General features: G+C 52.1%; 15 protein-coding genes. 13 read left to right on the forward strand and 2 right to left on the reverse strand.

The window, feature by feature from the left end:
* Window positions 1–8: 8 nt before the first annotated feature.
* Window positions 9–1772, reverse strand: a complete 1764-nt coding sequence (recJ, locus tag FYZ48_RS11630) for a single-stranded-DNA-specific exonuclease RecJ (RefSeq protein WP_149340490.1) — start codon at window positions 1770–1772, stop codon at window positions 9–11.
* Between the two features lie 340 nt (window positions 1773–2112).
* Between recJ and ilvN the strand changes: the two genes are divergently transcribed.
* From ilvN to FYZ48_RS11645, 3 genes are all read left to right on the forward strand, one after another.
* Window positions 2113–2631 carry an acetolactate synthase small subunit gene (gene ilvN / locus FYZ48_RS11635; RefSeq protein WP_145185352.1) on the forward strand — a complete coding sequence of 173 codons (519 nt, stop codon included), beginning with the start codon at window positions 2113–2115 and terminating at the stop codon, window positions 2629–2631.
* 173 nt (window positions 2632–2804) lie between these two features.
* Complete coding sequence (ilvC, locus tag FYZ48_RS11640; protein ID WP_145185355.1) at window positions 2805–3809, forward strand: ketol-acid reductoisomerase; 1005 nt, start codon at window positions 2805–2807, stop codon at window positions 3807–3809.
* A gap of 193 nt (window positions 3810–4002) precedes the next feature.
* Window positions 4003–4872, forward strand: a complete 870-nt coding sequence (locus FYZ48_RS11645) for a radical SAM protein (RefSeq protein WP_149340492.1) — start codon at window positions 4003–4005, stop codon at window positions 4870–4872.
* Between the two features lie 50 nt (window positions 4873–4922).
* Here FYZ48_RS11645 and FYZ48_RS11650 read toward each other — a convergent pair whose 3' ends face one another.
* Window positions 4923–6050 (reverse strand): DUF4912 domain-containing protein, encoded by a 1128-nt coding sequence (locus tag FYZ48_RS11650; RefSeq protein WP_149340494.1) that lies wholly within the window; start codon window positions 6048–6050, stop codon window positions 4923–4925.
* 920 nt (window positions 6051–6970) lie between these two features.
* Here FYZ48_RS11650 and FYZ48_RS11655 point away from each other — a divergent pair.
* The 10 genes from FYZ48_RS11655 to FYZ48_RS11700 all read left to right on the forward strand — a co-directional run bounded on the left by FYZ48_RS11655 (window position 6971) and on the right by FYZ48_RS11700 (window position 14925).
* Window positions 6971–7276, forward strand: coding sequence for an AtpZ/AtpI family protein (locus tag FYZ48_RS11655; RefSeq protein ID WP_149340496.1), 306 nt, complete (start codon window positions 6971–6973; stop codon window positions 7274–7276).
* 50 nt (window positions 7277–7326) lie between these two features.
* On the forward strand, window positions 7327–7728 hold the full coding sequence (locus FYZ48_RS11660) for a hypothetical protein (RefSeq protein ID WP_149340498.1): 402 nt from the start codon (window positions 7327–7329) through the stop codon (window positions 7726–7728).
* Window positions 7729–7895: 167 nt separating this feature from the next.
* On the forward strand, window positions 7896–8645 hold the full coding sequence (atpB, locus tag FYZ48_RS11665; protein ID WP_232105119.1) for a F0F1 ATP synthase subunit A: 750 nt from the start codon (window positions 7896–7898) through the stop codon (window positions 8643–8645).
* 205 nt (window positions 8646–8850) lie between these two features.
* Window positions 8851–9045 (forward strand): ATP synthase F0 subunit C, encoded by a 195-nt coding sequence (atpE, locus tag FYZ48_RS29880; RefSeq protein ID WP_145046274.1) that lies wholly within the window; start codon window positions 8851–8853, stop codon window positions 9043–9045.
* Window positions 9046–9189: 144 nt separating this feature from the next.
* Entirely contained in the window at window positions 9190–9780 is a 591-nt protein-coding gene (gene atpF, locus FYZ48_RS11675; protein WP_187781984.1) for a F0F1 ATP synthase subunit B, read from the forward strand.
* A gap of 76 nt (window positions 9781–9856) precedes the next feature.
* Entirely contained in the window at window positions 9857–10501 is a 645-nt protein-coding gene (gene atpH / locus FYZ48_RS11680; protein WP_145041305.1) for an ATP synthase F1 subunit delta, read from the forward strand.
* Window positions 10452–11969 (forward strand): F0F1 ATP synthase subunit alpha, encoded by a 1518-nt coding sequence (gene atpA / locus FYZ48_RS11685; RefSeq protein ID WP_145041306.1) that lies wholly within the window; start codon window positions 10452–10454, stop codon window positions 11967–11969. The genes atpH and atpA overlap by 50 nt, the downstream gene beginning before the upstream one ends.
* A gap of 58 nt (window positions 11970–12027) precedes the next feature.
* Window positions 12028–12900 (forward strand): ATP synthase F1 subunit gamma, encoded by an 873-nt coding sequence (atpG, locus tag FYZ48_RS11690; RefSeq protein ID WP_149340500.1) that lies wholly within the window; start codon window positions 12028–12030, stop codon window positions 12898–12900.
* A gap of 73 nt (window positions 12901–12973) precedes the next feature.
* A complete protein-coding gene (gene atpD / locus FYZ48_RS11695; RefSeq protein WP_145041308.1) occupies window positions 12974–14425 on the forward strand; it encodes a F0F1 ATP synthase subunit beta in 1452 nt (483 codons plus the stop codon).
* A gap of 98 nt (window positions 14426–14523) precedes the next feature.
* Window positions 14524–14925 carry a F0F1 ATP synthase subunit epsilon gene (locus FYZ48_RS11700; protein WP_145041309.1) on the forward strand — a complete coding sequence of 134 codons (402 nt, stop codon included), beginning with the start codon at window positions 14524–14526 and terminating at the stop codon, window positions 14923–14925.
* The last annotated feature ends 115 nt before the right edge of the window (window positions 14926–15040 follow it).

Genomic DNA, 15040 nt, shown 5'->3' on the forward strand with positions numbered 1-15040 from the left:
CCGTCTACTCAGGAAGTAACGGGAGTGTCCGCTGTCTCGGAGATCCAGTCCTTCAGTTGGAGCTGAACGCTTTCAAAGCCACGAAAGCGGTTGATATTCGGAGCGAAGCTGATCGAAAAAGGACCGCCGGCTTCTTCCATCTGGCTGGCCCACTCCCCTTTGCCGAAGGCGATGGCACGAATGCGGGTTTTGTGCTGCTGGAAGACCAGCGAAAGGTGCCGTCCCCCTTCTCCCATCGTTTTGGGAGGCTCGGCCAGTTCGACCCGGGTGGCGACAAACTGGGGTCGCGGATTCTCCTGCCCGAACGGGCCCAGGCAATCCAGTTCCAGAACCGCCTGTTTCGTGATTTCGTTCAGACAGACTTCCGCGTCAATCTTCACCAGCAGATCGTCGTCTGACGGTGGTGGCGCCGTCGCTGCATAGGCAGCGAACGCCTGGCGAAAGTCTTCGATTTTATCTTCTTCGATGCGCAAGCCTGCGGCAGCCTGGTGACCGCCGAAACGCATCAGGTGCTCGGCACAGGATGAGAAACCGGCATGCAGATCAAAGCCGGCGAAGGATCGCGCCGATCCCTGACCGGTACGGGTCGCGGCTTCAAGAGCGATCAAGACCGTTGGTTTTTCAAAATGTTCGGCGACTCGGTTCGCAACGATGCCGATCACGCCGGGGTGCCAGTCCGGATGGGCGAGGACCAGGGTCTGGTGCTCTTCCCACTCGGCGTTCTCTTCGACCATCTCGCGTGCCTGTTTAAGAATCCGGCGTTCCACCGTACGACGGTTTTTATTGAGTTCATCCAGGTAGAGTGCCAGTTGCACGGCCCGTTCCCGATTACTGGTGGTGAGCAGTTCTACTGCCAGGCGGGCCTGCCCCAGTCGACCGGCGGCATTCAGTCGGGGCGCGATGGCAAAGCCGATGTCTTCGGTATCGAGCGGCTGACCGGTTTTGATCTCCGCGACCTTCATCAGCTCCTGCAGTCCCAGGGGAGCTAGTTCTGCGAGTGCCCCGAGTCCGTAGCGGACAATAATCCGATTTTCACCAACCAGGGGAACCACATCGGCGATGGTACCAATCGCAGCCAATCCGACGGCACACTTGAGGAACTCGCGCATCTGAGGAGAGGCTTTCTGGCCATCCCCCAGTTTCTGACAAACGGCCCAGGCCAGTTTCAAAGCGACACCGGCACCGCAGAGGTGAGGAAATTCATAGTCGCCTCCGGGGAGACGGGGATGTACGAGGCAGGCCGCAGCCGGCAGCTCTTCATCCATCTGATGGTGATCTGTGATGATCAGTTCCAGGCCAAGTTCTTTTGCGAGAGCAGCCTCTGTGACACTGGTGATTCCACAGTCGACGGTAATTAACAGCCGCTCGGGATCTTCTTCGTGTAATTCGCGAATGGCATCACAGTTCAGGCCGTAGCCATCATCCAGGCGGTTGGGAATGAAATAGTCACATTGACCATTAGCCAGGGTGATGCACTGCAGCAGAATACTGGTGGCGGTCATGCCATCGACGTCATAGTCGCCGTAGATAGTGATCCGACGTTTAGAGTTCAAGGCGGCGATCACGCGGTCGGCTGCTTCTTCGATGCCGGGCATACTACAGGGATCTAGCAGCTCATTCATGCGGGCGTTGATAAAACTGCGGGCGGTGCCCACATCCTGGAGCCCGCGGGCGATCAAAACCTGGGCCAGGAGGGGAGAAATCCGCATTTCAGAACTGAGGCGGCGTACCTGAGATTCATCGTGGGGGGCAAATCGCCAGTTTTGAGTCATCCGTGCTCTCGCTCTTCTTCATCAGAGGGCCAAATTCCGCTTGTTTCGGGTATTTATTAAAACAGAGTCCAGGCTGGCTGTCAAAACCCCTGCTTCGTGAACTGGCGAAAATGCCCGAGTCACGGGGTTTTCTTCGCAAATGAACCCATTCGGGGGGAAACCTGTCTGTTCCGGAAGTAAGGTAGAGGCATAACCGGTCTAATCGTCCTGATCATAAGCCGAGTCTGAGAGTTATCGACTGCGGGACTTGCCGCGACTCACTGCCGCGACTAGACTGTATGCTTCAATCACTTGTCACGTATTTTTGAGTTTCTGATTGTACACGGATTAAGGTTTTGGGATGAAACACGTTCTTTCTGCTCTGGTCATGAATCAACCGGGTGTCCTGGCCCAGATTTCAGGCATGCTGGCCTCACGCTCTTTTAACATTGAGAGTCTGGCGGTCGGTGAAACCGAAGAACCCCAGTTTTCCCGAATTACTTTTGTCGTCGGCGATTACAACAAGCTGGATCAGGTCAGAAAACAGCTGGAAAAGCTGGTTACCGTAGTGAAAGTGGTCGATTTTTCCGGACAGGACTTTGTCGAACGTGATCTGATGCTGATGAAAGTGGCGACTCCCGGAAAAACCCGCTCAGAAATTCGCGAATTAGTCGAAATTTTCCGTGCGAAAATCGTTGACGTGAGCACCGAAAACGTAATGATCGAGATTTCCGGTCAGGAATCGAAGATCAATGCATTTATTGACGTGATGCGACCGTTTGGGATTCTTGAAATGGTTCGTACAGGTCGGATTGCCCTGTTACGCTCTGAAGTCGTGAAAGCAGAAGCTCCCTCTGAGGAACCTGTGGAAACAGCTTAAGAATCCGCCGCGAACAGACAAAAATGTGAATCACGGTTGTTTTGTTCTCTCTGGACGGCCTGTTGTGTTCCGAACTTCGTTCGAATCAATGTGTGGCTGTTCAAGTTCCCTTTTGTAGAAGCGGATCCGGTTCTGCTTCTAACCGCCTTACAACAATACAAGAGATCAGGATTATGGCAGTAACAATTTATTACGATGACGATGCAGACTTGTCGCTGTTGAAAGACAAAACCATTGCCATCCTCGGCTACGGAAGCCAGGGACACGCTCAAGCTCAAAACCTTCGCGACAGTGGCTGTAACGTCATTATCGGTCAGCGTAAAGGCAGTGAAAACTACGATCTGGCCGTCAGCCATGGATTCGAACCGGTCTCTATCGCAGAAGCCACCAAACAGGGCGACCTGATCAACATTCTGCTTCCCGACGAAGTTCAGGGCGATCTCTACAAGAGCGACATCCTGCCTAACCTGAGCAAAGGCAACCTGCTGCTCTGCTCACACGGTTTCAATATTCACTTCAACCAGGTTGTTCCGCCCGCTGGCGTTGACGCAGCTTTGGTTGCTCCCAAAGGCCCCGGCCACCTGGTTCGCAGCGAATACGTTAAAGGGGGCGGTGTTCCCTCGCTGATCGCTCTGGTTGAAGGGGCTTCTGAAAGCACCCGTCAGCTGGCTCTGGCCTACGCCAAAGGTATCGGTGGTACTCGCGGTGGTGTGATCGAAACATCTTTCGCTGAAGAAACCGAAACCGACCTGTTCGGCGAGCAGGTTGTGCTCTGCGGTGGTGTCAGTGAACTGGTTAAAGCCGGTTTTGATACTCTGGTTGAAGCCGGATATCAGCCCGAAATGGCCTACTTCGAATGTATGCACGAACTCAAACTGATCGTCGACCTGTTCTACCAGGGTGGTCTGAACTACATGCGGTACAGTGTTTCCAACACTGCTGAATACGGCGATTACTCCAGCGGTCCGCGGATCATCACCGACGAAACCCGCAAGGAAATGAAGAAGATCCTGGAAGAAATCCAGACCGGTGAATTTGCGAAAAACTGGTTGCTCGAAAACAAAGCCAACCAGGCTTCCTTCAAGGCGATCCGTCGTCTGAATCGGCAGCATCCCATCGAAGCCGTTGGTAAAGAACTGCGGCGGATGATGAGCTGGATTGATTCCAAAGAGGTCTAATCCAGGTCAATTCCATCGAATGACATTGCAACGCGTCGGGAACGGATCTCTGTTCCCGACGCGTTTTTTATTTGACTGAACTTCACGATTCCACTCATTGCCGGGCGATAACTTACCAGCGGCCTCTTGTCTTTCCGGGTGACGACTCATATAAAACAGGTAGAACTGCTGTTTTTTCACGGGAAATCGAATCATGACTTCTTCACTCCCCCTGCACTCCCAGCACCAGCGAACTTATCACGAGAATAAGTTCGTCTACCCGGTTTTATCCCGGCGGAGTAAGGGGATTTCTATCGGCGTGAACCTGAATCCGGACAAAATCTGCAACTTTGACTGTATCTATTGTCAGGTGGATCGCCGCGAGGAGTCAGAAACTCGGTTCGTGGGCTTTGATCAGCTGCTGCAGGAGCTCGATCATATGCTCAAGTTCGTGCTGAGTGGTGAGATCTACCAGGACGAAAAGTTTCAATCCGTTCCCCAGGAATTACGCCGACTGAATGACATCGCCTTTTCCGGTGATGGTGAGCCGACAACCTATAAGAACTTTGACCAGATTGTCGCTGCTGTTGCAGATCTCAAGCGCAAGCATGGCGCTGATGACGTGAAGCTGGTCCTGATCAGCAATGCGAGCATGTTTCACCGACCGGGCACACAGGCAGCCTTGAAGATTTTCGACGAGAATCAGGGAGAGGTCTGGGCGAAACTGGATGCGGGAACGGAAGAGTACTTTAAACTCATCGACCGCACGAAAATCCGATTTTCACAGATCCTGGAGAACATCACCGCAGCTGCAAAACAGCGGCCAATTGTGATTCAGAGCCTGTTCATGCTCGTGAATGAGGAGCCGCCGAGTGATGCGGAAATCGACGCTTATTGCACGCGTCTGAATGAATTCGTCACTGCTGGAGGACAGATCAAGCTGGTGCAGGTCTATACGATTGCCCGCAGTACCGCGGAAGCTTATGTCACTTCCCTCAAGTCAGAACAGGTCGACGAGATTGCCCGTAAAGTGCGCGAAGCGACCGGCTTGACGACCGAAGTCTATTACGGCAACGCCGACTGACAGAGAAGCGCACTCTGTCAGTCATCTGGCGAGGCGAGCGCAAATTCCTGTTATTCGTCGAGTTGAACGGGTTCCAGATCTTTGGTATTCCGTTCGATGGCCAGCACGATCGTCTGCTGACGTCGCTTATTGGATGAGGTGTTGACTGCAGGAATCACCTGACGTCCGTTGGGCAGGCTCAACCGCAGGGCAAAACGCCCTTCCTTGCTGACCGGGATCTTTTCACCGAGCAGTGTCACTTCTGCCTGGGGATCGGAAGTGCCGTGAATCAACAGTTCTGTTTCAACGTGGAATTCCTTTTTCGACTGTTTCGGACGGGAACCGTTTGATTCGCCGCTGGGATCCAGACTTAAAGGTAATGCCAGTCGTGAAGGAACGCCATTCCCGTTTTCCGCGCGAGACGTATAACGCCGCGAACGGGTTGCGGAATAGTTGTTATCCAGTCGACGCTTGATCCGTCCGCCTTTATCACAGACTTCCGGCATCGGAGGTGTGAGTTTGTGCGAGTAGACCAGTCCGAAGAACTTGTTTTGCGGAGTCACAAAACCCAGTTGCAGTTTGTAAGAGCGGGCTGGTTGATCGATCTGCACAAACCACAGACCAGAATCAATTTTGACCTCGACATCTTTCACATAGGCTTTGCTGGTGCGGCTGTTTTCGTTGGTTGTGATGTCGTAGACACGAATCACCGGAACGGCCTGATACCAGTAGGCTCCCAGAGCTGCTTTGGCTCGATCCAGGCTGGATTGGGTAATCGTCCAGTTCGCCATTAACCAGTGGGAATCTTTGACCTGTGCGGTCAGTTTTGTCTCAACCGATTCTGAAGTGGGGAGCATGCGGTCGCTGTGGGGCTTCTGACCATTCGATTTAAGAAGCTTCTGGATCCGAGCTGGTTGTTCGGAAGGAGTTTGAGTGGTCGAATTCTGAGAAGGATAAGCCGGAACAGCTGCCGGGTTTGGTGTAGAAGAAGGGATTGGAGAAGAGCTGGTAGATTTTTTATTGCTGGAAGTGGTGGTTTTGCGTTTGGGCTTGGACTTTGCCATCTTGATTTTCGCGATGGCTTTGACCAGCTCCTGCTTTCGCATACCGTGCCAGCCTGCAATTCCGTGAGATTTGGCGGTGGCCGCTAAATCGCGACGTGTTTGACTCTCAAGGGACTTTAGAATCGCTGGGGACATTTGGAATGACTCCCAAAATCAACCAAGACACTGGTCGGCGTCTTGATCATGCTCTTAGTCTTCCATGACACTCAGGATCAATGTAAAGCATATCTGCCCCGTTCCACACACTCTTATGGCCGCAGACCACATAAATCCTTTGATGCTAACGGCCCGAATGGTATGAACACCTTGTAAACGTCAAATCAATATTTCGACCAGGACGCTACTCTCCCAGAACAGAAAGCCACTAGTAGTAATTCTCACTTTCAGGAACCAGAACTGAACCCAAGAGTTCGTCCTGAGATTCCCTACCCTTCAAGTCTGCACGTCTAAACAGTCACAAATCGTCGTACACAGTCTGGTAAAGCGATGATTACCGGGTCTGGAAACGCGTTTGAACGGTGTTTGAGATGTCGGCTGACACATGAAACATGTTTGAAGCGTTAGGACACGTTTTAACACGGGCGTTGATAAAAAGCAACTAATGCAGCATTTCCAATTATACAAAAACTTATCAGAATGTTTGCCATCCTGTTATATAACAATCACTTAAGAATTTAGTCTCATCAAAAATTCATCGAGTTGACCAAGAGCCTGCTCGACGAAACCCCACGTGATCATACGTTTCACATTCCCTGTCCTGCCCAGAATCTAAGTGGTTGTACTGATTTCAGATCAGCAGACTCTCCTGCAACTGTCGAATGCAAACTGCAGATAGATCTCGGCAGCACAGATCTATTCTTATGACTAATAGACCCCCCGTATCCAGAATGCCATTTTTGAGAAAACCGGTAATCACATATTTCAGGTTGCAGATACTTTGACTCCTGGAAGACATCTCTTTACAGTCTGAACAAGTTAGTTCGAACTGGACCTTTAGGTTCGTGCTGACTGCGACACGATCTTCTGTTTTTGATACATCATCGAAAGCAACCTCCATGCCTCAACCGGACCGGCGCGGTCGTTCTGCCCTGGTAGAAGCCCATCAATGGGTCAGCCGCCTGACAACAGTCAGTCTGGAAATGGTACTACCTGCTTTTCTGGGTTATTGGCTCGACAAGCGGTGGGGAACTCTGCCCTGGCTGACCGCAGTTGGTGCACTGTTTGGTTTTATTGCCGGGATGATGCATTTGCTGCAAATGGCTAAAGAAGCCGAGCAGAAGGAACGAAAAAGGAAAGATCGGTCAATCGACAAGAAGAATTCAAATCAGAGAGATGACCAATCGTCTGCAACAGACTCCTGAATCTCTCGAATGATAACCGCCAGTAATACACACAACACTACCCGCTGACCATGCAATCAACGCCAAAGACATCAGACTCAGCTTTCAAACAGTGCGGCATCCTTACCGCGACACTGTTGGGTCTGTTTGCAGTGCTTTATCTGCCGGCTCAGCGACTGGTTGGCCCCCAGGCAGTGGAAGGCTTAACCTATGCCACCCTGCTCTGTCTGATTCCGGGACTGATACTCTTTCCTGTGGTCGGATTTCTGAATCGTGAAATCGCTCCTGTTGCCATAGTGGGTATCTCCACATTGTTGCGACTGATGACCGTCGGGCTCGGGGCATTGATCATTTTGAAAGTCAAACCTGATTTTGGTTTACCCGAATTTTTGATTTGGTTATTGATTTGTTACTTTGCGTCTCTATTGGTTGAAACCTTACTGCTCGTTCGGTACTCTGCCGAAGCCGTTTAGAGTAAACAGAGTTTTGATCAGAAACATTTTTTTAATATCGAGCTGAAGCAATGGCCGCGGGTCACTCTGATACCTTCCATCACGTTCGCGATTTCGCTCATTTCGACCTTCCCACTGGTTTGCAGGTTGAGCTGCCACGCATTTTGGGATTTCAGGTTACGAAATTCATGCTGCTTCAGCTGATCGCAGTCGCATTCCTGTTCTTTGTTTTCCGGGGACTGGCGAAACGGGCCGCTGGCGGTCAGGTCGTCACCGGACGCTGGTGGAACTTCTGGGAATCCATTGTGATCTACATGCGGGACGAAGTCGTCCGGCCGACCATCGGTGAAGGACATCACCACGATGATGACGATCACGATCATGGTCACCACCACGAACAACAGGTGGGACACCCTGCCGATAAATATCTGCCGTTCGTTCTCTCCTGCTTCTTCTACGTTCTGATCTGCAACCTGCTGGGGGCGATTCCCTGGCTGGGTTCCGCAACCGGCGAGTTGAACGTGACGATCGCACTGGCATTCACCACATTCTGTGCCGTGATCATGTACGGCGTCAGAGAACTGGGTTTCTTCCGCTTCTGGATGTCGCTGGCACCGTCGATGGAACTTCCTTTTCTACTCAAGATTATTCTGGTCCCCATGATCTGGGTGATCGAGCTGGTCGGCTTTCTGATTAAGCATGCTGTACTGGCCATTCGATTGTTTGCCAATATTATGGCAGGTCATACCGTGATTGCCGTCTTCCTCGGCTTCATCGCGTTGACTGCTGATTCAAGTATGTGGGCCGTAGTGATGCCATCGAGTATCATTGCCCAGGTCCTCGTTGGTCTGCTGGAACTGTTCGTTGCATTCCTGCAGGCATATGTTTTTGCGTTTCTTGCAACTCTGTTTATCGGAACTGCAGTACATCCTCACTGAGATGTCCGTCGGTATCTGACTCAGACTTGCTGTGTATATTTCTAGAGTGTTCCTCGTTGAGAAAGGTCAGGGGATAATTACAATGATCCAGGCTTTACGGATTATGTGCGTGACATGTGTTGTTGTATTGGCCACAGCTGTTCCAGCATTGGCTCAAGAAGGTGGCGCAGCTGAAGAAGGTGCTGCAGCAGCACAGGCAGCTGGTATCTCTCTGGGTGCCATCGGTGCTGGTATCACCATTATTGGTGCAGCTCTGGGGATTGGCAAAATCGGTGCATCTGCTGTAGAAGCAATCGCCCGTCAGCCAGAAGCCGGTGGTAAGATTCAGACTGCAATGATTATTGCTGCAGCGTTGATCGAAGGTGCTACCTTCTTCGCGCTCATTATCTGTCTGATCTGATTCTGCTCAGGCAGAGAACAGACGGTCGAATCGTCAGGCATGAACCGCTGACGTGATTTCGAGCAATATCTTTAACCTCCTTCAGACAACAATGTGAGATTTTTGATCATGTTTAAAAGTCTTTTTTCAAGCCGATGCATGATCATGCTGCTCGTATTCGGTGGCATGATTCTGGGTACTGCCCTGCTGGGCTCAGATGCATCCTTGTATGCAGCAGAAGACGCAGGTCACCATGCAGGCCCGCCCCTGCACTGGAAAACCGACCTGGCATTATGGTCATTCGTTGTGTTCGTGGCGTTCATCGTTGTACTCAAGTCATTTGCCTGGGGACCACTCATCCAGGCTCTGGACGAACGGGAACAGCGGGTTGTGACGGCCATCAGCGATGCAGAATCGAAGCAGCGTGAGTCTGAAGAACTGGTCAAAGAGCATACTCGAAAGATCGAAGCTGCTCAGGACGAAATCCAGGCAATGATGGTCGAGGCCCGCTCTGATGCAGATCGCATCAAGCAGGATGTTCTCGAACAGGCACGCCAGGAAGCAGAGTCCATCAAAGCTCATGCGGTCGATGAAATCGAACGTGCCCGGGAACTGGCATTGAAAGATCTGTTCGACCAGATGAATTCCCGCGTAATCGATGCTACCGAGCATGTGCTGGGGCGTGCCCTCAACGAGTCCGATCGTGATCGGCTCGTTGAAGAAGCTCTGGCTCAGATTTCCGGAAGTTCGAACTGAACTAACGACAAAACTTTTTCAAACCTGTTGTATCAAGTTTGAAGTATTCATCCTTTAGCAGTGAGTTGTGATCAGCGTGAACGATCAGGAACAAGTCAAAGCTCGGATTCCAAGTGTGATGGATGACCCCGGTGCCATTTCGGTGGCCAAGGTTTACGCCAAAGCGTTTCTTGGTTCAGTCCCCGAGTCCGATAAAGACTCCGCCATTGAGGAGTTTGCTGAATTTCTGAATGTTGCACTGAATCAGTATCCCCAGTTCGGGAAGATGCTCACCACACGATCGCTTAACAAAGAGGAATCTTTAAAGCTGATCGATCGGGCGATTGCCCCGCATGCCTCGGAACTTCTCGCGAATTTCCTGCGTGTGCTGGGACGGCACGAGCGACTGAATCTGTTGCAGCAAATCTACACACAGATCAACAAACTGCGTGATGAAGAAGCCGGTAAAAAGGCCGTTGTGGTCAAATCGGCTTTCGAACTCTCGGATTCTATTTTAGACAGTATCCGGCAGCGTTTGAATGATTCACTGGGCTTTATCCCGGTATTACAGACATCCATAGACCAGACCGTCCTGGGCGGGCTGGTGATTCAGGTTGATGACACAGTTTATGATGGTTCCCTGCGTACTCGGCTGAAACAGCTGCGAGGACGTTTGGACAATAGGAGCATTCATGAAATTCAAAGCGGACGAGATCGCTTCAGTTATCCAGAAGGAAATTGAAGACTTTCGCGGCGAAATCGAAACCAGCGAAGTGGGGCGGGTCCTTGAAGTGGGCGATGGTATTGCTCGCGTCTATGGACTGTCTTCTGCCATGTCTGGTGAAATGGTTGAGTTTTCCAATGGTGTACGCGGCCAGGTCTTCAACCTTGAAGAGAACTCGGTCGGTATCATTATTTTCGGTGATTACCTTTCGATTGCCGAAGGTGATGAAGTACGCAGCACAGGAGCCCTGCTCTCAGTGCCTGTCAGTGATAACCTGCTGGGTCGCGTGATTGACCCGCTGGGTGCGCCACTGGACGGAAAAGGCCCGATTGTGGCAACGGAATCCAGACCTCTGGAAGTTGCTGCCCCCGGTGTTGCTGCCCGTCAGCCTGTGAAACAGCCTCTGGCTACCGGGATCAAGGCGATCGATGCCATGACCCCCATCGGCCGTGGTCAGCGTGAGTTGATTATTGGTGACCGTAAGACCGGTAAAACCGCCATCGCCATCGATGCGATTCTGAACCAGAAGGGGAAGGACGTCATCTGCGTGTATGTCGGCTGTGGTCAGCGATCCGCCAGTATTGCCGGCGTTGTTGCTCAGCTTGAAGAACACGGTGCGATGGACTACACAGTGGTTGTCGCCGCGTCTTCCAGTGACCCTGCACCGCTGCAGTACATTGCTCCTTACGCTGGTGCCGCAATCGCAGAATACTACATGTATCAGGGTAAACACACCCTGGTCGTTTACGATGACTTGTCCAAGCAGGCACAGGCTTATCGCCAGCTGTCACTGTTGATGCGTCGTCCTCCCGGACGTGAAGCTTACCCGGGTGACGTATTCTACTGTCACAGCCGTCTGCTGGAACGTTCCGCCCGTCTGAGTGATGAACTCGGTGGTGGTTCGATGACTGCTCTCCCGATCATTGAAACACTGGAAGGGGAAGTATCTGCCTACATTCCCACCAACGTGATTTCGATTACCGACGGTCAGATCTATCTGGAACCGGACCTGTTCTTCGCCGGGATTCGTCCCGCGATCAACGTGGGTATCAGTGTATCCCGCGTGGGTGGTAACGCTCAGACGAAAGCAACCAAGAGTGTTTCTGGTAGTCTGCGACTCGACCTGGCGGCCTTCCGTGAACTGGAAGCGTTTGCCCAGATGGGTACCGAACTGGATAAAGCAACCCAGGCTCAGCTCGACCGCGGTTATCGCATGGTTGAACTGCTGAAACAGCCTCAGTTCAAGCCGATGTCAATGGCCGACCAGGTTGTCAGTCTGTTTGCCGGAACCAAAGGTTTCTTCGACAAAGTGCCGATCAACCAGGTTCAGGACGCCGAAAACGAGATGCTGCAGTTCATCCACGATCAGTATCCCGAGATCACCGACAAGATCACAGAAACCGGACAGCTGGAAGACGAAACCGTCGAGCAGCTCAAAACGGTTCTCGCGACCTTTGTCGAGCAGTACCTGCGTAAGAACGCGTAGTCGACTCGTTACCGTATTCATTGCTTGCACAGTTAATCGAAAACAGGTTTAGAATCTAATGGCCAAAGCACGTGCCATCGTCAAACGATTAAAGGCAGTTAAAAACATCCGTAAGATCACACGGACCATGGAATTGATCGCCACCGCGCGATTCAAGAAAGCCATGGACCGTGCTGCGGAAGCTGCTGCCTATACCCGCAAGATTTCCGAGCTTGTCGCCGATCTGTCCCAGGCAAATCTGGAATTCCACCATCCCCTGCTGGAAAAACACGAAACCGAAAAGAACTCGGTACTGCTCGTGCTGACCTCCAACCGGGGATTGTGTGGCGGTTACAACACCGGCGTTTTGAAACTGGCACTCAAGCGTTACCAGGAACTGCAGAATGAAGGGCAAAATGTCCGTCTGGAAGTTTCCGGTAAGCGTGGTATCAGCTTTTTGAAATTCCAGGGAGTTACGGCTGACAACACCTACACTCACTTCGAAGATCGTCCGACCTTTGAAGAAGTGGATGACCTGGCCAGCCGTTATATTACGGAATACATCGAAGGCAAAATCGATCGACTCGACGTCGCCTACACCGAATTCATCTCGTCTTCCCGACAGGAAGCGGTCGTGCACTCACTGCTGCCGATTGGTGCCTTGGAAACCTCCGAGACGGATTCGGAAGAACAATACGACTATGAATTCCTGCCTTCTGCTCAGGAAATCCTTGAAGAAATTGTTCCGACTGCATTTAAGGCTCGCCTGTTTAAGTGCTTCCTTGATGCCGCGGTGAGTGAGCAGATTGCCCGCATGGTCGCCATGAAAGGCGCCACGGAAAATGCGAATGAAATGGTGGGAACCCTGTCGGCTCAGTACAACCGGGCTCGACAGACCCAGATTACATCGGAAATCCTGGAAATCATCGGCGGGGCAGCAGCTCTCGAGTAATTTCCGGCCATCCCGGCATGGCACATTATGGTTTTTTACAGATTGATCAACATCAGAAAGTAGAGACATATCAATGGCGACAACCGAAGCCAGTACAGCAAGTTCAGTTGGCAAAATCACTCAGATCATCGGTTCTACCTTTGATGCTGAGTTTCCCGAGCACTCTCTGCCGGAAATCTACAACGCTTTGACTGTCAACGAAAACATCAAAGGTGTTGAGATTAAAGTTACCGGAGAAGTTCAGCAGCACCTGGGTGGCGGTCGTGTCCGCTGCGTGGCTCTGGGTTCCACGGACGGTATGGTTCGCGGCATGAACGTTGCCGACACCGGTGCTCCCGTTTCCGTACCCGTTGGTAAGGGAACCCTGGGACGCGTCTTCAACCTGCTCGGCGATCCCGTTGATGGTCGCGGTGCTATTGAAACTGAAGAACGCTGGCCAATTCACCGGAAAGCTCCTGCTCTGGAAAACCTGAGTGCCAAAACCGAGCTCTTCGAAACCGGGATCAAAGTGGTCGACCTGCTGACCCCGTTCGTTCGTGGTGGTAAAGCTGGTCTGTTCGGTGGTGCCGGTCTGGGTAAGACCGTGATTCTGACCGAGTTGATCGCTCGTATCGCGAGTGCCCACGGTGGTTACTCTGTATTCGCCGGTGTGGGTGAGCGAACCCGCGAAGGAAACGACCTCTGGCTCGAAATGCAGGAAACGAAAATCGGTCAGACCGAACGTTCCGTGATCGAGCAGACCTGTATGGTCTTCGGTCAGATGAACGAACCGCCGGGAGCACGTCTGCGTGTTGCTCTGTCCGCTCTGACGATGGCTGAATGGTTCCGCGATACAACCGGTACCGACACCCTGCTCTTCGTGGACAACATCTTCCGATTCTCACAGGCTGGTTCAGAGGTATCCGCTCTGCTGGGACGTATGCCTTCCGCCGTGGGTTACCAGCCAACACTGGGTACCGAACTGGGTGAACTGCAGGAGCGAATCACATCAACCAAGAATGGGGCGATCACCTCTGTGCAGGCTGTTTATGTGCCTGCTGACGACCCGACCGACCCTGCACCGGCAACGGCCTTCTCCCACCTGGACGCGTTCATTTACCTGGAACGAAAGATCTCCGAAAAAGGGATTTACCCGGCCATCGACCCGCTGGCTTCTTCCAGTCGTATTCTGGACCCACAGTATGTGGGTGAGCGTCACTACCGTGTGGCTCGTGAAGTTCAGCAGACTCTGCAGCGTTATCGCGAACTGCAGGACATCATCGCGATTCTGGGTGTCGACGAGTTGAGTGAAGAAGACAAACTGATTGTGCATCGTGCCCGTCGTATTGAGCGGTTCCTGTCACAACCGTTCCTCGTGGCGGAAGTCTTCACTGGTAAAGCCGGTAAGATCACCCCGCTGGAAGATACCATTCGCAGCTTCGAAGAAATCTGTGCCGGTAAATGGGACCATCTGCCGGAAGCCGCCTTCATGTATGTGGGTGCGGTTGAAGAAGCAGAAGAACAAGCCAAGAGAATGGCTGAGTAATAAGACGTTTTCGAACGTCGTGATCAGATTGTGGCCGAAACTGGTTTCGGTCACAATTTCCATCTGAATATCCTGTTTTGAATGTGGTTAGAGCACCCATGGCTCAAGAATTTCGCCTGTTATTAGTCACACCGGAAACGACTCTGCTGGATCAACCCATCCAGAGCCTGCGTTGTACTCTGTATGACGGTCAAATCGGAATTCTTCCCGGTCGCATGCCCATGGTAGGCCGTCTGGGTTATGGCGAACTGGTGTTTGAAGCCACTGATGGTAAAGAAGAACGCTACTTTGTCGATGGCGGCTTCCTGCAGGTCAAAGGCTCCGTGATCTCCGTTCTGACCGAACAGGCGATTCCGGCCAGCAAGCTGAATGCTGCCGATGCGGAAAAGATGCTCGCAGAAGCCCTCGACCGCACCGCAGTCGGCGATGAGCAGTGCCAGGCCCGTCAGCGGGATCAGGATCGAGCCCGGGCGATGCTCGCACTGGCCCATCAGAAATAACCTGAACTTCAGGTTCCAGATACATCTTGATCTACAGCTCTGAATCTCATAAATAAGCTGAAATGCCTCGCGCGTTTCAGCTTATTTTTTTACTGGAGCCGTACATGACCGACGC

It is taken from the genome of Gimesia chilikensis (assembly GCF_008329715.1).
Classification (GTDB): Bacteria; Planctomycetota; Planctomycetia; order Planctomycetales; family Planctomycetaceae; genus Gimesia; species Gimesia chilikensis.